This window comes from Streptomyces sp. NPDC001401 (assembly GCF_042895385.1).
Taxonomy (GTDB): Bacteria; Actinomycetota; Actinomycetes; order Streptomycetales; family Streptomycetaceae; genus Streptomyces.
Genome location: NZ_JBIAWI010000014.1, coordinates 250,653 through 273,571 on the forward strand (window position 1 = coordinate 250,653; position 22,919 = coordinate 273,571).

Here is a 22,919-nt window from a genome sequence, read left to right on the forward strand (position 1 = left end):
GTACAGACCGGCGGCGGGCCGAAAACGAATCGGCCGGTCCCGGAGAGGATCCGGAACCGGCCGTTGCACATGGCTGCTAGAGGTCGACTTCCTGCATCAGCATCCCGACCTCGGTGTTCGACAGCCGCCGCAGCCACCCCGACTTCTGGTCGCCCAGGGTGATCGGCCCGAAGGACGTGCGCACCAGCTTCTCGACCGGATAGCCCGCCTCCGCCAGCATGCGCCGGACGATGTGCTTGCGGCCCTCGTGGAGGGTGACCTCGACCAGGTAGTTCTTGCCGGTCTGCTCGACGACCCGGAAGTGGTCCGCGCGCGCGTACCCGTCCTCCAGCTGGATGCCGTCCTTGAGCTTCTTGCCCAGGTCGCGCGGGATCGGGCCGACGATCGCGGCGAGGTAGGTCTTCTTCACGCCGTACTTGGGGTGGGTCAGGCGGTGCGCCAGCTCGCCGTGGTTGGTGAGCAGGATGACGCCCTCGGTCTCGGTGTCGAGCCGCCCCACGTGGAAGAGCCGGGTCTCGCGGTTGGTGACGTAGTCACCGAGGCACTGCCGCCCCTCGGGGTCCTCCATCGTCGAGACGACACCGGCGGGCTTGTTCAGCGAGAAGAACTGGTACGACTGCGTCGCCACCGTCAGCCCGTCGACCTTGACCTCGTCCTTCTCCGGGTCGACGCGCTTGCCCTGCTCGAGGACGATCTCGCCGTTGACCTCGACGCGGGCCTGCTCGATCAGCTCCTCGCAGGCACGCCGGGAGCCGTAGCCCGCGCGCGCGAGCACCTTCTGCAGGCGCTCGCCCTCCTGCTCGGCGCCCGGGAAGGTCTTGGGCAGCTTGACGTCCTTCTTGCCCGCGTACCGCTCGCGGTTGCGCTCCTCGGCCCGCGCCTCGTACTCGCGGGAGGTCGCGGGGACCGAACGGCCGCGCCCGGTGCCCTGGCCCTGCTTGGGCCCGCCCTTGGCGCCTCCGCGCGCGGAGGCGCCGCGCCCGGACTTCGGTCCTTCGTGGGTGGCGCCGGGGCCTACGTCGTAGCGCCGCTCCTCCGGGCGCGGCTTCTTCGGCCGGCCGCCCTGCTTGTCGTCTCGGGCGTTCCCGGCGCCGCGGTAATTACCGCGGCCACCGCTGCTCCCGCCGCGGCCGCCGCTGTTGCCACCACGGCTCCCGCCGTTGTTTCCGCTGCTGTTCCTGCCGCTGCTGCTTCGCATCAAAGTTCCGTCTTGTCGTCTGCGTCCTCGGAATCCGGAGCGTCCGGATCGAACGACGGGACCCCTTCCAGTGTCTCGGCCTCGATCGCCTCCGCCTCCGGGAGGAAGGGCGCGAGCTCCGGGAGCTCGTCCAGACCGCGCAGGCCCATCCGCTCCAGGAAGTAGTTCGTCGTCGTGTACAGGATCGCACCTGTTTCGGGTTCCGTGCCCGCCTCCTGGACCAGACCCCGCTGCAGGAGGGTGCGCATGACCCCGTCGCAGTTGACTCCTCGCACGGCCGAGACCCGGCTGCGGCTGACCGGCTGACGGTACGCGACGACCGCGAGGGTCTCCAGTGCGGCCTGGGTGAGCCGGGCCTGCTGGCCGTCCAGGACGAAGCCCTCGACGGCCGCCGCGTACTCGGGCCGGGAGTAGAAACGCCAACCGCCGGCGATCAGCCGCAGCTCGAATCCGCGGCCCTGCACGGCGTACTCGTCGGCCAGCTCCCGCAGTGCGTCCCCGATCTGCCGCTTCGGCCGCTGGAGGATCTTCGCGAGGTGTTCCTCGGTCGCGGGCTCGTCCACGACCATGAGGACGGCCTCCAGGGCGGGCTTGAGGTCGAGGTCGGCGACGGTGCGCGGCCCTGCCGGGAGGCCGGTGGTGTCCTCGCTCACGCCTTGTCCTCCTTGGGTGGCTCGGGCGGTCGGTCGAATTCGTCGGTCACCATCGGCTGGGCTTCGCCCTCTCCGCCGGTCCACCGCACGATCAGCTCCCCGAGCGCCGTCTCCTGATCGAGCGCGACGGCCTTCTCCCGGTACAGCTCCAGCAGGGCGAGGAACCTTGCCACGACGGTGAGGGTGTCGTCGGTGTCCTCGACCAGCGCCCGGAAGCTGGCCTCGCCGAGCTCCCTGAGCCGCGCGACCACGATCCCGGCCTGCTCCTGCACGCTGACCAGCGGTGCGTGGATGTGATCCACATACACCTGCGGCTTGGGCTTGGGCTGCATCGCCTTCACGGCGAGCTTCGCGAACCCCTCCGCCCCGATGCTGATGACCACTTCGGGCAGCAGCTCGGCGTGGTGCGGTTCGAGGCCGACGGTACGGGGGTAGCGCCGGGCCTCCTCCTCGAGCCGCTGATTGAAGATGTCGGCGATCTGTTTGTAGGCGCGATACTGCAGCAGCCGCGCGAACAGCAGGTCCCGCGCCTCCAGGAGCGCGAGGTCGGCCTCGTCCTCGACCTCGGCGGAGGGCAGCAGCCGGGCGGCCTTGAGGTCGAGCAACGTGGCCGCGACCACGAGGAACTCGGTCGTCTGATCCAGGTCCCAGTCCGGCCCCATCGCCCGGATGTGCGCCATGAACTCGTCGGTCACCTTGGACAGCGCGACCTCGGTGACATCCAGCTTGTGCTTGGAGATCAGCTGAAGAAGCAGGTCGAAGGGCCCCTCGAAGTTGGAGAGCCGAACCTTGAACACACCGTCGGCAGGTCCCTCGGGACCACCGGGATCAACGGCTCCGGCTTCGGCTACCCCTTCCGCTTCCGCTTCCACTTCCGGGATGACGGCACCTGTCCCGGCGAGGGCCTCCTGGACTACGACCTGGCGCCCGGCAAAGGATTCCGGCAGCACTGCCTGAGGCTCGACAAAGCCCTCTGGGACTGCCGCGGCCTGTGGCTCGGGGGCCAGCTCCGGGGCATCGGAGTCCGGCGCGGGAGCCGCCTCCGGGGCTACGGCGTCCGGCGCGGGAGCCAACTCCAGGACCCCAGCGCCCACCTCAGGAGCCAGCTCCGGGGCGACGGCGCCCGGCTCAGGAGCCGGCTCCAGGGCCGTGGCTTCTGGCTCGGGGTCCGAAGCCTGACCCATAGCCTTGGGCTCGGGAACCGCTTCGGAGGCCAGGGCCTTCGGCTCAGGGACCAGTTGCGGGGCTGCGGCCTTCCGCTCGGGAGCTGTCTTGGGGGCCAAGGCGTCCGGCTCAGACCCACGGACCGGCTCCGGCGCCAAGGCCTCCCGCTCGGAAGCCCGCTCCACGGGCACCGCCACCGGCACGGGCCCGGAAACCGACCCCCGACCCACAGCCTCCGGCTCAGGAACCAGCTCCGGCGCCACAGCCTCCCGCACGGACTCACGACCCGGCTCCGGGGCTGCAGCCTCCCGCTCGGGAGCCCGCTCAGGGACGGCGCCCTCCGCTTCCGTCTGCTCCGAGGCGGGCGGCTCCTCTGCCGGCGGTGTCGTCCGCTCGGCCCGTGGAGTGCCCGCGCCCGGGCCCCTTCCCAGCGCGCGCCGACGGCCGGCGGGTGCGCCGGGGGTGGGAACGTCGTTCGAGGTCATGGCCCCCGCAGGCTACCGCTACCGCCCGCGCAGTCGGCGTACGAGGATGCTCGCGTCCCCGCGGGACTCCAGGTCGGCCAGGACCACGGCGACCGCCTCGCGGACGATCCGCCCGCGGTCGACCGCAAGGCCGTGCTCACCGCGGAGCACCAGGCGTGCGTGCTCCAGGTCCATGAGCTCCTCGGCGGACACGTACACGGTGATCTTCTCGTCGTGCCGCTCACGGCCACTGGGGCGCCGATTGGGGCTCCGCCCGCGCTTGCGGGACTGGGCGTTGCCGGAGGCGGCGGCAGAACCTTCCTGCGCCCCCTGACGTCGCCCGGAGCGCTCCTGGGCCGCGGCGCGGCTGCGGGACTCGCCGGCGTCGGCCGGCTCCGGCTCCGCCGCCACATGCTCCGCACCCTCGCCGTCGCCGCCCTGCGCGGGCACCGACTGCGGCGCGTCCTCGGGCGACCCGGCAGCGGCCGGGTCGCTCTCCCCCGCGGGCGCGGGCACACGGGCTTCGCCGTTGGCCCCCCGCCGCGGAGTGGACGGCTGGAGCGCCATTCCCCCTGTCGTACGGAAGAGTTCGTCGGCCCCCGGCAGACTCACTCGGCGTGACACCGGGCGAGCACCTCCCTGGCGAGCTGACGGTAGGCGGCGGCGCCGACGGAGTTGGAGGCGTACGTGGTGATCGGCTCACCGGCGACCGTGGTCTCCGGGAAGCGGACCGTGCGTCCGATGACCGTGTGGTAGACGTGATCGTCGAATGCCTCGACCACACGGGCCAGGACCTCGCGGCTGTGGACCGTGCGCGAGTCGTACATCGTGGCGAGGATCCCGTCGAGCTCCAGCTCCGGGTTGAGCCGCTCCTGGACCTTCTCGATGGTCTCCGTCAGCAGCGCGACACCGCGGAGGGCGAAGAACTCGCACTCGAGCGGAACGATCACCTTGTGAGCGGCCGTCAGCGCGTTCACCGTCAAAAGACCCAGCGAGGGCTGACAGTCGATCACGATGTAGTCGTAGTCGGACATCAGCGGCTTCAGGGCCCGCTGCAGCGTCGACTCGCGCGCGACCTCGGAGACCAGCTGGACCTCGGCGGCGGACAGGTCGATGTTGCTGGGCAGCAGGTCCATGTTCGGAACCGCCGTCTTCAGGAGCACCTCGTCGGCCGCCATGCCCCGCTCCATGAGCAGGTTGTAGACGGTGAGGTCGAGCTCCATCGGGTTGACACCGAGGCCCACCGACAGCGCGCCCTGCGGGTCGAAGTCCACGAGCAGCACGCGCCGGCCGTACTCCGCGAGCGCGGCACCCAGGTTGATGGTCGACGTCGTCTTGCCGACGCCGCCCTTCTGGTTGCACATCGCGATGATCTTCGCGGGGCCGTGGTCGGTCAGCGGGCCCGGGATCGGGAAGTACGGCAGCGGACGCCCGGTCGGGCCGATGCGCTCACGGCGCTGCCGGGCAGCGTCGGGCGCGAGGGTGGCCGCGTACTCGGGGTCGGGCTCGTACTCCGCGTCGGGGTCGTAGAAGTGCCCTTCGGGCAGTTCGTCGTAGTCGGCGAAGTGGTTGTGGGGCGCGCCACTTCCGTCGCCGGCCATGGCGTTCACGTGATGGCCATCCATGCTCTGGTGTGCAGTCCGGATCACCTGCGGACCCGGGCTCTGGTGGGCTGCGAAGGTGCGCACAGCTACGGAGCCGACAGCCTCGAACCCCGCGGGACCCTGGTCCCGTACAGGCGCTCCTGGTTGACCACCCCCGGGAGAAAATGTCGACTCATTCACAAGTCGTCTTACCTCCTTGGTGACCAGGAAACTTCTAGACAGGTCAGCGTGGCACCATGCCGACGGTTGGCGACTCTATGGCGTGTCGGGCGTCCGCAGCAACACAATCCGCCGGACCCGGCTCGATGTGTCGACAATGAAACATCCCTCTGTCAAGGGCGTACGGCCGTCGCACGGCAGGTTTTGCCGGTGTGCGAATCGGTTGAAGAGTTACGTTCGAGGCGAGTTGACCCAGAGCCGCAAAGTGACCATACACACATCCGGCCGGACCTTGTCGGGCAAGGTCCGGCCGGGTGTGCGCTGTTGACGACCCGTGTTGACGTATCGCCTTTTACCGAATGGTGACTTAGCGGCTCGACGACCCTCCGCTCAGCCGGGCGGGTCAGCCGAGCAGGCTCTCGAGCTCCACGTGCTCCAGGCCGTGCGCCTCTGCGACCTCGCGGTAAACGACCTTTCCCTCATGGGTGTTGAGGCCCTTGGCGAGCGCGGGGTCGCGGCGCAGCGCCTCCGTCCAGCCGTGGTTGGCGAGTTCGACGATGTAGGGCAGCGTCGCGTTGGTGAGCGCGTAGGTGGAGGTGTTGGGCACCGCGCCCGGCATGTTGGCGACGCAGTAGAAGACCGAGTTGTGCACCTTGAAGGTCGGCTCGGCGTGCGTGGTCGGGCGGGAGTCCTCGAAGCAGCCGCCCTGGTCGATCGCGATGTCGACAAGGACACTCCCGGGCTTCATGCGCGACACGAGCTCGTTGGTGACCAGCTTCGGTGCCTTGGCGCCCGGGATGAGGACCGCGCCGATGACGAGGTCGGCCTCCAGGACGGCCTTCTCCAGCTCGAAGGAGTTGGACATGATCGCCCGGACCTTGGTGCCGAAGACCTTGTCCGCCTCGCGCAGCTTGTTGATGTCGCGGTCGAGCAGCGTGACGTGGAAGCCCAGGCCGACCGCGATCTGCGTCGCGTTCCAGCCGGAGACGCCACCGCCGATGACGACGGCCTTCGCGGGCTGGGTGCCGGGAACACCGCCGGGCAGGACTCCGCGGCCGCCGTTGAACCGCATCAGGTGGTAGGCGCCGACCTGCGGGGCGAGGCGGCCCGCGACCTCGGACATGGGGGCGAGCAGCGGGAGCGCGCGGTTGGGGAGCTCGACGGTCTCGTATGCGATCGCCGTGGTGCCGGACTCGATGAGCGCGTCGGTGCACTCCTTGGAGGCGGCCAGGTGCAGGTAGGTGAAGAGCGTCTGGTCCTTGCGCAGACGGTGGTACTCCTCGGCGATGGGCTCCTTGACCTTGAGCAGCAGGTCGGCGGTGGCCCACACCTCGTCGGCGGTCGGCAGGATCTGTGCACCGGCGGCGACGTACTCGCTGTCCGGGATCGATGAGCCGAGGCCGGCGCCCTGCTCGATGACGACCTGGTGGCCGTGGCGCACGAGCTCGTGCACACCGGCGGGGGTGATGGCCACCCGGAACTCGTTGTTCTTGACCTCGCGGGGGATGCCGACCTTCACGTCGATCACGGTCCTTGGCTCAGTGGATGTGGGGCAATACAACACATACCCAGGCATGCATGAGCACACCGGGAGACACCGCAGGAGAAGGTGCGGCAGAGCCAGTTTAATGAAGGCGTTCTCTCTGTCTAGCCTTTCATTGCATCAATCTTCGTCGGATGTACTACGGATTTCGCAGGCGTTAGCGCCTTGTTCCGAGGGATCAAGGGGTGTCGGCTCCGGCTCGCCCTCCTCGCGCTCCTCCCCCAGCAGCCGCTCGGCCGTGCCCCGGTGCAGCTGGGCCGAGGCGGAATCACCCAGGCGCTCCAGCGTGTCGGCGAGCCGCAGCTGCAGCGCCGCCTGCAGCCGTACGTCCTCGGCGCGGCGCGCCCACTCCACCGCCTCGTGGCAGGTGCGCAGCGACTCCTCGGGCCGTCCCGCGTACTCCTGGACGCGTGCGAGTTCGCTCAACGCCCGTGCGTGGGAGGCGACATCGCCGTTCTTGCGGTGCCGGGCGATCGCCGTGCGCCAGCCGCGCTGGGCCTCGCCGTAGCGGCCCGCATAGGTGTGGGCCGCGGCGATACGGCCGTAGAGCCGGGCGGCGGCCGCGCGCTCGCCCCGGGCCAGGCACTGGGCCAGGGCGCGGCCGAACCAGTCGGCGGCCCGGTCGTAGTCCCCGAGCTCCAGGTGCGCACCGCCTACGGATTCCATTGCGCGACCGCTCGCGTACGGGTCATTTGCCTCCCGTCCGGCGTCCAGCGCGGCCCGATAGCGCGCCAGCGCCTCCGTCGTACGGCCGGTCTGGGCGTCCAGGTCGCCGAGGTTCAGCAGCGCGGCGGCCTTCTCACGGGGCAGGTTGCGCCGTTCCGCCACGTCCAGGACGAGCCGGTGGATGCCGTACAGGTCGGGGGCGGCGGCCCGGGTGCCGAAGTGCGCGACCATGGCCTTGACCAGCTGGGACATCAGACGGCGGGCGAGGGTGTCCAGCTCCCCGTCCGCGACGGCCAGCCGGGCCGCTGCCAGCAGCGCGGGCCTGCGCAGGCGCAGCCACTCCTCGGCGGCCCGGGGGCTGGGGAAGCGCAGGGCGCGCGGCATGCCCTGGAGCTTCTCGCGCGCCTCGGGGCTGTCCGTCTCGGTGATCACCCGGCACGACTGCAGCAGCCGTACCGTCCGCTCCAGCATGCGGGCGCGGGCCAGCTGCAGCTCGCCGGGGCGGTCCTGGCTCTGGGTGAGCGACTTCAGCAGGGGGTACAGGCAGCCCGGCACCTCGTACTGCGGCATCGGCGAGTCCACGGCCCGCATCAGGCCGAGGGCGACGAACTCGTCCAGTGCGGCGTGGGCGTCGCCGACCGAGCAGCCGGCGAGGGAGGCCGCGGTGTGCGGGTCCACCAGGCCGGCCGGAGCGAGGGCGAGCAGCCGCAGCATCCGGGCGGACGGAGCGGGCAGCGAGGTGTAGGCGAGCCCGAAGGCCCGGCTGAGGGGCGTCCCCTCGTCACCCTCCGTGTGCAGATGCTTGGCCAGGTCGGCCACGGCCGCCTTGGGGCGGGCGGCGAGCCAGCCGCCCGCCAGCGCCAGCGCGGCGGGGTGGGCCTGGCACTCCTCGACCAGGCCCTCGGCGGCACGGGGGTCGACGGTGATGCGGACCGAGCCGGTGTGCCGGCTGAGCAGCTCCAGGCCGGACTTGGTGTCGAGGCCGCCGAGGGTGCAGGGGCGGACGTCGGAGATACCCGTGAGGGGGCCGCCCGAGACGGCGACGACCAGGCAGTCCGGCGTGTCCGGCAGCAGGGCGTCGACCTGCTCGGCGTCCGCCGCGTCGTCGAGCAGCACCAGGGCCCGGCGGTCGGTGAGAGCGGTGCGCAGCGCCTCGGCCAGGTCGTCCGCGGCGGCTCCGGCGGGGGTGGGCAGCTTCAGCGCGGCGAGCAGTTCGCGGGCGGTGTGCTCGACGGGTACGGGCGTGCCGTCGGGCTCGCTCAGCCGCGCCCGGAGCACCCCGTCGTCGTAACGGTCCGCAACCTGCCGCACCAGTTCCTCGGCGAGGGCCGTGCGCCCGGATCCGGGCCTGCCCGCGATGAGCAGTACGCGCGCGCGTGGGGCCTTGCGGCCGGAGAGGGTGTCCAGGCCCGCGCGCTCGATGTCGGCGCGGAGTTCCTTCAACTCCCTTGTACGGCCCAGGAACCGGCTCTCGTCAGCAGCGCGCCCCGACAGCCGTACACCGTCTGTGTTGACCGCCTGATCCGTCACGGGCCACACTCCCGTCCCACCGCACGCGCAAGCCCGCCGGGACTCCGGTACCGGGCGTTAACAGAGCCTAGTTCACGCTCTGCAACGATCCTGGCGGAGCGCGGCGGGCACATCCCCCGATCGGATCAGCCGATCGTCACACCGGTGCGGGCCGGGCGGCGTTCAGGACTCGAAGGGGCGCGCGGGCCACGGCGCCTCGGCCGGGCGCAGTGCGTCGAGTCCGTCCCCGTTCTGCGCGGCGATCAGCGAAAGGACGCCCACGACAAGGCAGTTGTTGTGCAGCTCGCCCGCGAGGATGCCCCGGACGAGTTCGTCGACCGGCATGCGCGCGTACTCCAGGTCGATCTCCTCGTGCTCGACCTCGAAGCGCTCGCCGTCGGCCTCGGACAGGTCGCGGGCGAGGAAGATGCGCACGGCCTCGTCGCAGCCGCCGGGGGTGGTGTAGAGGTCGGTCAGCACGCGCCAGTCCTCGGCCTTGACGTGCGCCTCCTCGTACAGCTCGCGCTGGGCGGCGTGCAGCGGGTTCTCGCCGGGCACGTCGAGCAGGCCGGCCGGGATCTCCCAGAGCTTGTGGCGCACGGGGTGGCGGTACTGGCGGATGACCAGGACCCGGCCTTCGTCGTCGAGGGCGAGGACGGCGACCGAGCCGGGGTGGACCTGGTAGTCGCGGCGGGCCACATGTCCGTCGGGCATGACCACGTCGTCCGTGCGGACGGAGGTCTTGTTGCCCACGAAGGGGGTGTCCGTCGCCCGGATCTCCCACTCCTCGGGGGTGTCCTTGATCGTCATGCCCTGTCCTTCCGCACACCTTGAGACACAGCCGAGTGAAGCCGGGGCGCTCACCTTTTGAATGCGAGCGCCCCGGCCACCGTACAACTGGTGTGTTACTTGGAATTCTTTCGCTCGACCGATGCCTTCACCAGGCCCGCGAACAGCGGGTGCGGCCGGGTCGGACGCGAGCGCAGCTCGGGGTGCGCCTGGGTCGCCACCAGGTAAGGGTGCGCCTCGCGCGGGTACTCCACGTACTCCACGAGCTTGCCGTCCGGCGAAGTGCCGGAGAACAGGATGCCCGCCTTCTTCTCCAGCTCCGCGCGGTAGGCGTTGTTCACCTCGTAGCGGTGACGGTGGCGCTCCTCGACGTACTCCTTGCCGTCGTAGACCTCGCGCACGATCGAGCCCTCGGCCAGCTTCGCCGGGTACATGCCCAGCCGCATCGTGCCGCCCATGTCGCCCTCACCGGCGACGATGTCGAGCTGTTCGGCCATGGTGGAGATGACCGGGTGGCCGGTGGCGGAGTCGAACTCGGTGGAGTTGGCGTCGGTGATGCCGGCCAGGTTGCGCGCGGCCTCGATCACGATGCACTGCAGGCCGAGACAGAGGCCGAGCAGCGGGATCTTGTTCTCGCGGGCGTACTTGATCGCGCCGACCTTGCCGAGCACACCGCGGTCGCCGAAGCCGCCCGGGATGCAGATGCCGTCGACGTCGCCGAGCTGCGCCGCGGCACCGGCCGGGGTCTTGCAGTCGTCGGACGTGACCCACTTGATCTTCACGCGGGCCTTGTTGGCGAAGCCGCCCGCGCGCAGCGCCTCGGTGACCGAGAGATAGGCGTCGGGCAGGTCGATGTACTTGCCGACCAGCGCGAGGGTGATCTCGTGGTCGGGGTTGTGGACGCGGTCGAGCAGGTCGTCCCAGGTCCGCCAGTCCACGTCGCGGAACGGCAGGTCCAGCTTGCGGACGACATAGGCGTCCAGGCCCTCGCCGTGCACGGTCTTCGGGATGTCGTAGATCGAGCGCGCGTCGGGGCAGGCGACCACGGCGGCCTCGTCGACGTCGCACATCAGCGAGATCTTGCGCTTGATCGCGGTGGGGACCTCGCGGTCGCAGCGCAGCACGATGGCGTCCGGCTGGATACCGATGTTGCGCAGGGCCGCAACCGAGTGCTGGGTCGGCTTCGTCTTCAGCTCTCCCGACGGGCCGATGTACGGCAGGAGGGAAATGTGGACGACGAAGACGTTGTCACGGCCGACCTCGTGGCGGACCTGGCGGACCGTCTCCAGGAACGGCAGCGACTCGATGTCGCCGACCGTGCCGCCGACCTCCGTGATGACGACATCGACCTCGTCGGTCGCCATGCGGCGGATGCGGTGCTTGATCTCGTTGGTGATGTGCGGGATGACCTGCACGGTGTCGCCGAGGTACTCGCCGCGCCGCTCCTTGGCGATCACCGTCGAGTAGACCTGGCCGGTGGTGACGTTGGCGCTGCCGTCCAAGTCGCGGTCGAGGAAGCGCTCGTAGTGTCCGATGTCCAGATCGGTCTCGGCGCCGTCGTTGGTGACGAAGACCTCACCGTGCTGGAAGGGGTTCATCGTGCCCGGATCGACGTTCAGGTACGGGTCGAGCTTCTGCATCACGACCCGCAGGCCCCGCGCCTTGAGGAGCATGCCCAGGCTGGAGGCGGTAAGGCCCTTGCCCAGCGAGGAGGCGACACCCCCGGTGACGAAGATGTGCTTGGTCGTCGTAGATTTCGGCGGCATGGCCAAGAGGGGGCTCCCGTGGTCGCGGTTTGGGGTGCGGTTCCGGGGATTTCTCGCCCACCGGTCCACGGGCTACCAGGGTATCAGCGCCCGGACGAGATGGCTTCCGGCCACGCTCCGCACACGAGTCACCACGGACCCGCGCGGTCCTCCGCGTTTCTCACCCGTTGCTCACCCGTTCGGCCTATTCGGGTTGCCCGGAGCGGCACGCAGATCATCTACGTGCGTCGTATCCTGCTCGGACACTCGCTGCCGAGCCCGGCCGGCGACAGGCACCACCCCCGCCCGTACGCACCGGAACAACGAGAGCTCGTCAGTTCGTTGAGCAGTAATTGTCGTTTTGCCACACGGCCAGGACGACTGCTTTGCTTCACCGCTCAACGACGCATTACAACGACCCCTTGACCGCACTAGCGACAGCCCCCTTTTGTCGGGGGTGACGTGGCCGTTCGACTGGAGTTGCACGTGGCCGGGCGCATCGAAGACTACGCACTCATCGGAGACATGCAGACCGCAGCATTGGTCTGCCGGGACGGCACGGTGGACTGGCTGTGCCTGCCTCGCTTCGACTCGCACGCCATCTTCGCCGGCCTGCTGGGCACCGAGGAACACGGCTTCTGGCGGCTCGGCCCCGCCCACGCCTCCGACGCCAAGCCGCCCACGGCGGCCCGGCGCAGCTACCGCGGCGACTCCCTGATCCTGGAATCCGAGTGGGACACCCCGCGCGGCACGGTCCGAGTGACCGATTTCATGCCCCCGCGTGACGGCGCCCCCCAGCTGATCCGCATCGTGGAGGGCGTCTCCGGCCGCGTCCCGATGCGCTCGGCCCTGAGGATGCGTTTCTCGTACGGCCGGGTCGTGCCGTGGGTCCACAAGCACGACGGGCGCACGGTCGCCGTCGCGGGCCCGGACTCCGTGTGGTTCGACACGGACTGCGAGACCTACGGCAAGTCACTGACGACGTACTCGGACTTCACGGTCGCCCCGGGTGACCGGATCGCGTTCACGATCTCCTGGGAGCCCTCGCACAAGCAGCCGCCCGCGCTGCCGGAGCCGGAGGCCTCGCTGCAGGCCACGGAGGACTTCTGGCGCGAGTGGGTCGAGCACTGTACGTACCACGGCCCGTACCGCGAGGCCGTCATCCGCTCCCTGATCACGCTGAAGGCCCTGACGTACGCCCCGACCGGCGGCATCGTCGCCGCCCCGACGACCTCCCTCCCGGAGGACATCGGCGGCGTCCGCAACTGGGACTACCGCTACACCTGGCTGCGCGACGCGGCCATCACCCTGTCCTCGCTGCTGCGCACCGGCTACCGCGAGGAGGCCCGCGCCTGGCGCGAGTGGCTGCTGCGGGCAGTGGCCGGTGACCCCGAGAACCTGCAGATCATGTACGGCATCGCGGGCGAGCGCGAGCTCGGCGAGGCCGAGCTGGACTGGCTGCCCGGCTACGAGAACTCGGCGCCGGTGCGCGTCGGCAACGGCGCGGCCCACCAGCTCCAGCTCGACGTCTACGGCGAGGTCACCGAGGCCCTGCACCTGGGCCACATGACCGGCCTGGCCCGCAGCGACTACGCCTCCCTGCTCCAGCTCAAGCTGATCCGCTACCTCGAGCAGCACTGGGACGAGCCGGACGAGGGCATCTGGGAGGTGCGCGGCCCGCGCCGCCACTTCGTGCACTCCAAGGTCATGGCCTGGGTCGCCGTCGACCGCACCATCAAGCTCATCGAGTCCGGCGACGCGGACGGCCCGCTGGAGCGCTGGCGCGAGCTGCGCGACGACATCCACCGGGACGTCTGCGAGAAGGGCTACGACAAGGAGCGCAACACCTTCACGCAGTCCTACGGCTCCAAGGAGCTGGACGCGTCGCTGCTGCTGATCCCGCAGATGGGCTTCCTGCCGCCCGACGACAAGCGCGTCATCGGCACCATCGAGGCGATCCAGCGCGAGCTGTCCACGCCGGACGGCTTCATCCTGCGCTATCCGACGGAGGGTTCCAGCGAGGGTGTCGACGGCCTCCCCGGCGACGAAGGGGCGTTCCTGGCCTGCTCGTTCTGGATGGCGGACGACCTGGCGATGATCGGCCGCGTGGACGAGGCCCGCAAGCTGTTCGAGAAGCTGCTCGCGCTCCGCAACGACCTCGGTCTGCTCGCAGAGGAGTGGGACCCGCGCCGCCAGCGCCAGGTCGGCAACTTCCCGCAGGCCTTCAGCCACGTCCCGCTCATCGACACGGCGCTGCGTCTGACGGCGTCCGGCGCGTACGGGGGTTGATCCCTACCGACCGGTGCCGTAGGGCGGCCGAACAGGACCGCCGGACCGGGCCCGCCTAGGCTGGAGCCAAACAGCCCCTGTACGAAAGGGGGCGCCCCATGGCCTCCCCATCGAAGGCGGGCGCGGCTCTGACCGCGCTGCGCGAGGATCTGGTCGGCGATGTGTTCGCCCCGGGAGATGTCGGCTACGACGAGGCCCGGACCGTCTTCAACGCGATGATCGACCGGCGTCCGGCGGTGATCGCGCAGTGCGTGGACGAGGCCGACGTCGTACGAGCGGTGCGTTTCGGACGCGACCTCGACCTGAAGATCGCCGTGCGCGGTGGCGGGCACGGCGTGGCGGGCATGGCGGTCAACGACGGCGGGCTGGTCGTCGACCTGCGCCATATGCGCGCCGTCACCGTCGACCCCGCGGCCGAGGCGGTACGGATCGCGGGCGGCGCCACGATGAGCGATCTCGACCGCGCCTGCCAGCCGTACGCCCTCGCCACCACCGGCGGCCGGGCCTCGACGACCGGCGTCGGCGGCTTCGTCCTCGGTGGCGGCACCGGCTGGCTGGACCGCTGGTGCGGCCTCGCCGTCGACAACCTCCTCGGCGTCGAACTGGTCACCGCCGACGCCGCGCAGGTCCACGCGAACGCCGACGAGAACCCCGAGCTGTTCTGGGCGCTGCACGGCGGCGGCGGCAACTTCGGCATCGCCACCGCCATCACCCTGAAACTGCACGAGCTGCCCGAGTTCTCCGTCGCGCTGCTGATGTACCTCCCGGAGTTCGGTGCCGAGGCCGTCCGCACCTTCCGTGACCTGATCGGGTCCGGGCCCGACGAGGTGGGCGGCGGCGTCCTGCATCTCACCGGACCGCCGGAGGAGTTCGTGCCGTCGCACCTGGCCGGCACTCTGCTCTGCGCCGTGCTGCTGACGTACGTCGGTGCCGAGCAGGACATGCGCAAGTTCGCCGAGCCGCTGCTGGCGCTGCCGCACGAGGTGGAGATCGTCGGTGCGATGCCGTACGCCGACGTGCAGTGCATGATCGACCAACCGCCTGGCATGCGGCACTACTGGTCGGCGGAGTATCTGACCGGTGTGCCCGACGAGTTCGTGGAGAGCTACTGCGCCGACGCGCAGGCCATGCCCGTGCCGACCGGCAGCCAGTTTGTGCTGCTCCCCCAGGGCGGGGCGATCGCCGCGGGTCCGCCCCAGTACCCGGTGCCCTACCGGGACGCACCCTGGATCGTGCACCCCTACGGCATGTGGGCCGACGCCGCCGACGACGAGAGATGCATCCAGTGGGTCCGGGACGTCCGCGCCGACGCCCGGCCGTGGAGCACCGGCGCGACCTACCTCAACTTCATCGGCGACGAGGGCCCCGAGCGCGTGGTGGCCGGCCTCGGCGCGCAGCACACGGCCCGGCTGGCGGCCGTGAAGCGGCAGTACGACCCGGACAACGTGTTCCGCTTCAACCACAACATCAGGCCGGCCTGAGCACTCCGCCGGCCGTGCCGCCCGGCGGCGGACTTCGCCGGACCCGCTCAGAGCCTGTGCCGAGCGTGGGGGAGTGTGCGTCGTGCTCGTCCCGTCGGCGCTCAGACGCAGGCGCTCAGCGCCCCGAGCGTGCGCTCCCCATCGACGGCGGCGGGCAGCCAGGCGGCGAGGGCGGGCGGCGTACGCCCCGCCTTCTGGGCCGCCGCGACGGGCTCACCCGGAGCGGCATGCAGCAGCGCGCGCACCGCCGCCGCCGACTCCTCCGGTACGGCCGCGGACCCCACCCGGGCCCCCGTGCACGCCCTCCACGACCCGTCTGCCGGAGGTGCCCAGCGCCACGCCGACCGCCCTCCGGTGACGGCGGCGACCGACGCGGCACCGCGGGCGAGGGTGTACGGGTCGCGCACGGACACCGGAACGGGCCCGGCGGTCAGCGCCGCCCGCAACGGCTCGTCCGGCGGACTGTCGTCCTGCCGCCCCACGGCGACCACGCTGAAGTCCATGCCCCGACCAGGCCCGGAGATGTCCCGGAGGCGCACGCACGGGTAGCGTCCGGCTCATGGACAGCAGTGCGGACAGCGGTGCGGGCAGCAGATTCGACACGCAGGGCGCCGGGATCACCGTGCAGCGGGCGCTGGAGCTGCCCGGTCTGCGCAGCGGGCTGCCGGAGGTCCTCGCGGGCGCCGACCGGCTGCAGCGCACCGTGCGCTGGGTGCACGCGGGCGAGGTCCCGCACATCGCCTCGCTGCTGAAGGGCGGCGAGCTGCTGCTCACCACCGGCTACGGCCTCGGCACCCGGCCGGCCGAGCAGCGGGCGTTCGTCCGCACCCTGGCCGACCGCGGCATCGCGGCCCTCGTCGTGGAGCTCGGCCCGCGCTTCACCCGCCTGCCCGCCGCGCTCGTCGACACGGCACGCGCGGCCGGGCTCCCGCTGGTCCAACTGCACCGCGAGGTGCCCTTCGTGGCGGTCACCGAGGAGGTCCACACCGAGATCGTCAACGGGCACTACGCGCTGCTGCAGCGGGCGGAGGAGGTGCACCGCCGATGTACCGAGGCCCTGCTGGGCGGCGGCGGGGTGCCCCAGGTGCTGGGCATCCTGGCCGACTTCAGCGGCAACCCGGTCTTCCTGGAGACGACGGACGGGCAGCTGCTGTACGCCGCCGGGGCCGGTCCCGAGGGCGCGGACCCGCTCCAGGTGTGGGAGGGGCTGCGCGGCCAGCACAAGGACGCCCCGCCGCCGTCCGGGTCGGTGCTCGTGGATGTGCCCGGGGGCGGGCCGGGGACGGGTTCGGTACGGGCCCGCCTGGTCCTCCTGCCGGTACGGGCCCCGCTGGCCCCGGTGCACCGCATCGCGGCCGAGCGGGCGGCCGGCATCCTGGCCGTCGTCCTGATGCAGGCGCGGCAGGAGGAGGAGCTGGCGGCGCGCGGCCGCGGGGACTTCCTCACCGACCTCGCCGAGGGCCGTATCGCTGCCGAGGACGCGCCCGCCCAGGCACGCGTGCTGGGCTTCAAGCCCGGCAACAGCCCACTGCTGCCGGTCGTCATGCGGCTGGGCGACACGCTGTCGCCGGGCGGGGGCTGGGCGGTGCTGGCGCGCGCGGTCGCGGAGGAGCTGGCCTCGGTGGGGGTTCCGCTCCTGTTGGGCGTACGCCCCGTCGAGGGCCGCGTCCCGCTGCTGGTGGGCCTGCGTTCGGAGTCGGAGCGGCCGGCGGTCGCGGACCGGGTCGCGGCGGCGCTTCGGGCGGGCGTGGAGCGGGCCGGGATGCAGCGGCCCGGGGCGCAGCCGCCGGTGGTGGTCGTCGGGGTGGCGGGCGGCTGGGCGGCGGCGTCGGCGGGCCTCAGACACGCGGCGGAGACGGCGACGGCGGCGCAGGGCCTCTCGGACCGCCCCTGGTACGACGCCCGCCGCCTCGACATCGACCTCCTCCTGTGGCGGCTGCGCGACCACCCGGACCTGGCGGCCTTCGTGGACCGTGCGATCGGCCCGCTCCGCGACCACGACAACCGCTCCAAGCCGCCCCTCCTGCCCACTCTGGAGACGTACTTGGCGCACGCGGGCCGCAAGGCGGAGACGGCCCGCGAACTCCACCTCAACCGGCAGACCCTCTACAACCGCCTCGCCCGGATCGGCGAGTTGCTCGGCACGGACCTCGACGACCCGCAGACGGTACTGGCGTTGAGCCTCGCCCTGCGAGCGCGCCGGCACGCCTCCTAGGCGAACGGCCGGTGCTGGGTCAACTCGTCGTAGACGCTGAGCACTTGGGCGACGGTCTCGTCCTCGGTCGGCCAGGTGGCGGCCTGCCGGATGCCCTTCTCCCTGAGCAGCTCACGGCGCTCCGGATCGACGAGGAGTCCGGCGACGGCGTCGGCGAGGGCCTCCGCGTCTCCGTACGGGACGAGTTCGGCCGCGTCGCCGACGAGTTCGGGAATGCCCCCGACATGGGTCGCGACGAGCGGCACGCGCGCGTGGAGGGCCTCCTGGGCCAGCACGGAACGCGACTCCCAGCTGCTGGGCAGCAGCGCGAGATCGGCGGCGGCGAGCAGCTCGCTCACGTCGTCGCGCCGCCCGATGAGCCGGACGGGCAGCCCTTCGTCCTCGATACGGCGCTGCAGAACGGCCCGCAGCGGACCCTCCCCCGCGATCACTACGAGCGGCACGGGGTCGAGGCGCCGCCACGCGCGCGTGGCGTCCAGCAGGGTGTCGTAGCCGCGGTGCCGGTCGAGGGAGCCGACGGCCATCAGCAACGGGCGGCCGGTGGCGCCGAGTTCGGCCCGGACCTTGGGGCTCGGCCGGTCGGGATCCTCCGGCTCCGCGGCCGGACGCGGCCCCGGCAGCGCCACGGCGGCCAGCCGCGCGTCCCGCGCCCCGGTCCGGCGGGCCCGGTCCACGAGGTCCGAGGTGGTGCCGAGCACCACGGTGGCGGCCTTCACCACGCGCCGCTCCAGCAGCCGCAGCAGATGCGCCCGCGCTCCCTCGGCGTGCGCGCGGTTGTGCCAGGTGACCACCAGCGGGGTGCGCCGGCCGCTGAGGGCCATCGCCGCGCGGAAGGAGGCGTGCAGCCCGTGCGCATGCACCAGGTCGGCGTCCTTGCACGCCTCCCGCAGTGCGGCCACGGCTCCCGGGTCGCTGCTGCGCGGCACATGCACGTGTTCGGCGCCGGTCCCTGTGAAGTCGTAGGCGCGATCGGCCTCGACAGGGGCGCACACGGTGACCCGCACGCCCCGCGCGACAAGCCCCGCCGCCAGCGAACGCACATGTGCGCTGCTGCCGGCGTTGCCGCCGCCCAGCACCTGCACGGTGCGCAGGGACGACTGGCCGTGCGGTGAGTGGCTGGTCACGGGGCTCACGTGGCCGGGGCTCCTGGTTCGGCGTCGGGCGGTCACGAAGAAAGTACAGAAGGATCGAGCGGAGGGGGTGTACCGCGCGGTTTCCTCCACGTACTACGCCAAGGATGCCAGGACGTACGGGTGTTCCGGCAACGCGCAGCGGTCGGGTAACCGCAGGACGCGCGCCGGAACGGGCGGAGGAGTCACTCACACGGGTGAGGAAGAGGTGGTTCCGGGGTGGGCCTCGGGCGCAGCAGTCCCGGCACCCGCCCGTCACCGGCCCGCGTCGCTACCCGTCCGCCCTGGCCGTCGCCAGCAGCTCCTCCGCGTGCGCCCGAGCGGTCTCGGAGTCCTCCTGGCCCGCGAGCATCCGGGACAGCTCCCGCACCCGCTCCTCGCCCTCGAGCACCTTCACCCCGGACCGGGTCACGGACCCGTCGTTCGTCTTCTCGACCAGCAACTGCCGGTCGGCGAAGGCGGCCACCTGCGGAAGGTGGGTCACGACCACGACCTGCGCGGTCTTCGCAAGTTTCGCAAGCCGCCGCCCGATCTCGACCGCCGCCTTGCCGCCGACACCGGCGTCGACCTCGTCGAAGAGATACGTCGGCACGGGATCCGTCCCCGCGAAGACGACCTCGACGGCGAGCATCACGCGCGAGAGCTCACCACCGGAGGCACCCTTGGCGATGGGCCGCGGCGGCGCTCCCGGATGCGGGGCCAGCAGCAGCTCGACCTCGTCGACGCCGGACGGCCCGTAGGCGACCGCACGCCCGCCGACCTCCACGCCCTCCGGATCCTCGGTCTGCCGGATGTCGAACGACACGCGCGCGTGCGGCATCGCGAGCGAGGCGAGCTCCGCGGTCACGGCGGCGGCGAACCGCTCCGCCGCCTCCGTGCGCGCATCCGTCAACGCCTGTGCCAGCCCGCCCAGTTCGGTCCGCAAGGCATCCCGCTCGGCGGTCAGCTCGTCGATCCGATCGTCGTCGCTGTCCAGTTCCGTCAGCCGCGCAGCACCCTGCTCGGCCCACGCCAGCACCGAGGCGACGTCCTCGCCGTACTTCCGCGTCAGCGCACCCAGCGCGGCCCGCCGTTCCTCAACAGCCGCCAGCCGCAGGGGATCTGCGTCCAGGTCGTCGGCGTACCCCGCCAACTCCCCCGCCACGTCGCCCAGCAGGATCCCGATCTCCCCGATCCGGTCGGCGAGCGCGGCCAGCGCCGGATCGTGCGAACGTACGGCGTCCAGCGCCCGCTGGGCCCCCGCGACGAGCGTGGCGGCGTCGATCCCCTCGGGATCCTCCGGATTGCCGGCAAGGGCGGCATGAGCGGCCGTGGCGGCGGACGACAAGGCCTCGGCATGCCCAAGCCTCTCCGCCTCCTCCGCGAGCTCCACGTCCTCCCCGGCCCGCGGCTCGACACCGGCGATCTCGTCGAGCCCGTACCGCAGCATGTCGGCTTCCTGCGCCCGCTCACGCGCGCGCGTGACGATCTCCTCGAGCTCCACGGAGACGGCCCGCAGCCGCCGGTACGCCTCGCCGTACTTCGCGAGCGGCCCGGCGACGGCGTCGCCCGCGTACCGGTCGAGCGCCTGCCGCTGCCGGGAAAGCTTCAGCAGCCCCTGCTGATCGGTCTGCCCGTGCACGGCCACGAGATCGTCGGCGAGGTCGGCGAGCAGCCCCACGGGCACACTCCGCCCACCCACATGCGCCCGCGACCGCCCCTCGGCGGAAACGGTACGGCTGATCAGCAGCGCCCCGTCGTCGAGCTCGGCCCCGGCCTCCTCGGCGCGTACGACGGCCGAGGCGCCCGCGGGAACGGCGATCCGCCCCTCCACGACCGCCTTCTCGGCCCCGATCCGCACCAGCGCCGGGTCCGCCCGCCCGCCCAGCAACAGCCCGAGGCTGGTGACCACCATGGTCTTGCCCGCGCCCGTCTCACCGGTGACGGCAGTGAACCCGGGCGACAGCTCGACGACCGCATCGTCGATGACTCCGAGCGACCGTATCCGCATCTCTTCCAGCACGGCTACGACCTTACGAGGTCAGCACCGGGAAGTGCGACGCCCCCCGTCCCGGTTGTGTGAAGGTGCAGGTGACGAATGCACATCGACGGCACATTGTCACTCGGCCGAGTGCAGGTTCTTCAGGGGCGCGGGGCTGTATCGATTTGCGGCTCCGCCGCGTGGGCGCGAGCAACCACAGACAACCCGCAGCAGCCGTCAGTCCCCCACCACCCCCTACAAACCGCTAATGAGGCGCCCCACGCCACCCAGAGACCGGCAACGCAAACTTCGCCACAAGCCGGTCGGTGAACGACGCATGGTGCAGTCGAGCCAACCGCACCGGCACAGCTCCCCGCCGCACCTCAACCCTGGCCCCCGGCGGCAACTCCACAGTCCGCCGCCCGTCGCACCACAAAACCCCCGGCGGAATATGAGGCAGCACCTCAACCGCCAGCACAGAATCCGGCGAAGTCACCAACGGCTTCGCAAACAGCGCATGCGCACTGATCGGGACCATCAACAACGCCTCGACCTCGGGCCACACCACAGGCCCGCCCGCCGAGAACGCATAAGCCGTGGACCCGGTGGGCGTCGACAGCACAATCCCGTCGCACCCGAACCCCGTAACCGGCCGCCCGTCGATCTCCAGCACAACCTCGAGCAGCTTCTCGGCACCGGCCTTCTGCACCGCCGCCTCGTTCAGCGCCCAGTCCGTGTGCACGATGTTCCCGTTCTGATGAACGACGACATCGACGGTCATCCGCTCCTCGACCTCGTAGGCCTTCGTCACCACCCGGTCGACGACCTTGTCGAGATCGTCCCGCTCGGCCTCGGCGAGGAAGCCGACCCTGCCGAGGTTGACGCCGAGCATCGGCACCCCGGACGCCCGCGCGAACTCGGCGCCGCGCAGCAGCGTCCCGTCGCCGCCCAGCACGATCAGCAGCTCACACCCGTCGAGGCACTGCGGAGTGGCCTCCTTGACCAGCTCCACCTCCTCGGGCAGCGGCAGATCGGCGGCCTCGTACTCCAGGACACGCACGCCGATGCCCTCGCGCAGCAGCCCCTTGACCACGAGTTCGGCACTGCGAATGGCCGCGGGCCGCCCGGTGTGGGCGAGCAGGAAAACAGTACGAGCTCGGTTCTGGGTCAACGCGGCCCCTCCGCCACAGCACGGTCAACGTCGGCCGGGTCCAGTTCGGGTGCCCCGGTCCGCAGCCACAGAAAGTACTCGACATTCCCGGAAGGTCCGGGCAGCGGACTGGCGGTGACACCCTTCACCCCGAGCCCGAGTTCCCACGCCTTGTGGGCCACGCCCCGCACGGCCTCCGCCCGCAGCTGCGTGCTCCGTACGACTCCCCCACTGCCCAGCCGTTCCTTCCCCACCTCGAACTGCGGCTTGACCATCATCACCAGGTCGGCGTCCGGCTTCACACACCGCACCAGGGCGGGCAGGACCAGCCCGAGCGGAATGAAGGACAGATCCCCCACGACAAGATCCACAGGCTCACCATCGATCTCTTCAAGCGTCAACTCGCGTACGTTCGTACGGTCCTTGACGGTGACGCGTTCATCGCTCTGAAGAGTCCAGGCAAGTTGTCCGTATCCGACGTCCACGGCGACGACGTGCGCCGCCCCCGCTCGCAGCAGGACGTCCGTGAAACCCCCGGTCGACGCGCCGGCGTCGAGCGCCCGCCGCCCCTCGACCACCAATCCCTGCGGTACGAACGCCTGCAAGGCGCCCGCGAGCTTGTGCCCGCCCCGGGACACGTACTCGGGATCGCTGTCGTCGGCCGTGACGACGATGGCCGCTGCGGTCTCCACCTGCGTGGCGGGCTTGGTCGCGACGGTCTTGCCGACGGTGACCCGCCCGGCCGCGATCAGCTGGCTGGCATGCTCGCGCGAACGCGCAAGCTTCCGGCGGACCAGCTCCGCGTCCAGACGGCGGCGTGCGACTCCTGCCACGTTCGGTTCAGCTCCTATTGCCATACGAGGGTGAAGGCGCCCTCTGGTCATACGACGGTGAGGGCGCCGGAGGTCCCGGGCGGGCGTCGAGCGCGGTGAGCGCGTCGCGCAGCCCCCGGTGTACATCCTCGTACACCTCGAGGTGTCCGTCGGTGGCGAGGTGGTCGGCATCACCGAGGCGCTCCAGCTGGGCGTCCACGTCGGCGTTGCCGGTCGGGGTGCGGTCCACGTTCAGCGGCGCGGGGGCGGCGGGGTCGTACTCGGGTTCGCGCTCGGGTTCGACTTCGACCGTTTCGTCCCCCGCCGTGGCGTCGGGCACAGAGTCGCTCATGCCCAGACGCTACCCCGAACCGCTGGGGTACCGTCG

The 22,919-nt window shown here is 71.3% G+C and carries 18 protein-coding genes; 3 read left to right on the top strand and 15 right to left on the bottom strand.

Going from position 1 to position 22,919, the window contains the following annotated elements; translation table 11 throughout:
- Positions 1-76: 76 nt before the first annotated feature.
- The 9 genes from ACFY10_RS37505 to ACFY10_RS37545 all read right to left on the bottom strand — a co-directional run bounded on the left by ACFY10_RS37505 (position 77) and on the right by ACFY10_RS37545 (position 11,515).
- Positions 77-1,198 (bottom strand): pseudouridine synthase, encoded by a 1,122-nt coding sequence (locus ACFY10_RS37505; RefSeq protein ID WP_390669754.1) that lies wholly within the window; start codon positions 1,196-1,198, stop codon positions 77-79.
- Entirely contained in the window at positions 1,198-1,851 is a 654-nt protein-coding gene (scpB, locus tag ACFY10_RS37510; RefSeq protein ID WP_390669755.1) for an SMC-Scp complex subunit ScpB, read from the bottom strand. Before scpB ends, ACFY10_RS37505 begins: the two co-directional genes overlap by 1 nt.
- Positions 1,848-3,035 carry a segregation and condensation protein A gene (locus tag ACFY10_RS37515; RefSeq protein ID WP_390669756.1) on the bottom strand — a complete coding sequence of 396 codons (1,188 nt, stop codon included), beginning with the start codon at positions 3,033-3,035 and terminating at the stop codon, positions 1,848-1,850. Before ACFY10_RS37515 ends, scpB begins: the two co-directional genes overlap by 4 nt.
- Before the next feature lie 483 nt (positions 3,036-3,518).
- Entirely contained in the window at positions 3,519-4,103 is a 585-nt protein-coding gene (locus ACFY10_RS37520; protein ID WP_390669757.1) for a hypothetical protein, read from the bottom strand.
- Entirely contained in the window at positions 4,088-5,104 is a 1,017-nt protein-coding gene (locus tag ACFY10_RS37525; RefSeq protein ID WP_390669758.1) for a ParA family protein, read from the bottom strand. The genes ACFY10_RS37520 and ACFY10_RS37525 overlap by 16 nt, the downstream gene beginning before the upstream one ends.
- A 541-nt stretch (positions 5,105-5,645) precedes the next feature.
- Positions 5,646-6,761 (bottom strand): alanine dehydrogenase, encoded by a 1,116-nt coding sequence (gene ald / locus ACFY10_RS37530; RefSeq protein WP_390669780.1) that lies wholly within the window; start codon positions 6,759-6,761, stop codon positions 5,646-5,648.
- A 144-nt stretch (positions 6,762-6,905) separates the two neighbouring features.
- Positions 6,906-8,981 (bottom strand): tetratricopeptide repeat protein, encoded by a 2,076-nt coding sequence (locus ACFY10_RS37535; protein WP_390669759.1) that lies wholly within the window; start codon positions 8,979-8,981, stop codon positions 6,906-6,908.
- A 162-nt stretch (positions 8,982-9,143) separates the two neighbouring features.
- Positions 9,144-9,770 carry an NUDIX domain-containing protein gene (locus tag ACFY10_RS37540; protein WP_390669760.1) on the bottom strand — a complete coding sequence of 209 codons (627 nt, stop codon included), beginning with the start codon at positions 9,768-9,770 and terminating at the stop codon, positions 9,144-9,146.
- A 95-nt stretch (positions 9,771-9,865) separates the two neighbouring features.
- Complete coding sequence (locus ACFY10_RS37545; RefSeq protein WP_390669761.1) at positions 9,866-11,515, bottom strand: CTP synthase; 1,650 nt, start codon at positions 11,513-11,515, stop codon at positions 9,866-9,868.
- Between the two features lie 465 nt (positions 11,516-11,980).
- Between ACFY10_RS37545 and ACFY10_RS37550 the strand changes: the two genes are divergently transcribed.
- Positions 11,981-13,783, top strand: coding sequence for a glycoside hydrolase family 15 protein (locus tag ACFY10_RS37550; RefSeq protein ID WP_390669781.1), 1,803 nt, complete (start codon positions 11,981-11,983; stop codon positions 13,781-13,783).
- 98 nt (positions 13,784-13,881) lie between these two features.
- Complete coding sequence (locus ACFY10_RS37555) at positions 13,882-15,264, top strand: FAD-binding oxidoreductase (RefSeq protein WP_390669762.1); 1,383 nt, start codon at positions 13,882-13,884, stop codon at positions 15,262-15,264.
- Positions 15,265-15,365: 101 nt separating this feature from the next.
- Here ACFY10_RS37555 and ACFY10_RS37560 read toward each other — a convergent pair whose 3' ends face one another.
- Complete coding sequence (locus tag ACFY10_RS37560; RefSeq protein WP_390669763.1) at positions 15,366-15,767, bottom strand: hypothetical protein; 402 nt, start codon at positions 15,765-15,767, stop codon at positions 15,366-15,368.
- Between the two features lie 56 nt (positions 15,768-15,823).
- Between ACFY10_RS37560 and ACFY10_RS37565 the strand changes: the two genes are divergently transcribed.
- Positions 15,824-17,479, top strand: a complete 1,656-nt coding sequence (locus ACFY10_RS37565; RefSeq protein ID WP_390669764.1) for a PucR family transcriptional regulator — start codon at positions 15,824-15,826, stop codon at positions 17,477-17,479.
- Here the strand turns inward: ACFY10_RS37565 and ACFY10_RS37570 are convergent.
- The 5 genes from ACFY10_RS37570 to ACFY10_RS37590 all read right to left on the bottom strand — a co-directional run bounded on the left by ACFY10_RS37570 (position 17,476) and on the right by ACFY10_RS37590 (position 22,883).
- Positions 17,476-18,612 carry a glycosyltransferase family 4 protein gene (locus ACFY10_RS37570; RefSeq protein ID WP_390669765.1) on the bottom strand — a complete coding sequence of 379 codons (1,137 nt, stop codon included), beginning with the start codon at positions 18,610-18,612 and terminating at the stop codon, positions 17,476-17,478. The genes ACFY10_RS37565 and ACFY10_RS37570 overlap by 4 nt on opposite strands.
- 268 nt (positions 18,613-18,880) lie before the next feature.
- Complete coding sequence (recN, locus tag ACFY10_RS37575) at positions 18,881-20,599, bottom strand: DNA repair protein RecN (RefSeq protein ID WP_390669782.1); 1,719 nt, start codon at positions 20,597-20,599, stop codon at positions 18,881-18,883.
- Positions 20,600-20,834: 235 nt separating this feature from the next.
- Complete coding sequence (locus ACFY10_RS37580; RefSeq protein WP_275780372.1) at positions 20,835-21,740, bottom strand: NAD kinase; 906 nt, start codon at positions 21,738-21,740, stop codon at positions 20,835-20,837.
- Positions 21,737-22,552, bottom strand: a complete 816-nt coding sequence (locus ACFY10_RS37585) for a TlyA family RNA methyltransferase (protein WP_390669766.1) — start codon at positions 22,550-22,552, stop codon at positions 21,737-21,739. Before ACFY10_RS37585 ends, ACFY10_RS37580 begins: the two co-directional genes overlap by 4 nt.
- 7 nt (positions 22,553-22,559) lie before the next feature.
- Positions 22,560-22,883, bottom strand: a complete 324-nt coding sequence (locus ACFY10_RS37590; protein ID WP_390669767.1) for a hypothetical protein — start codon at positions 22,881-22,883, stop codon at positions 22,560-22,562.
- Positions 22,884-22,919 lie beyond the last annotated feature (36 nt).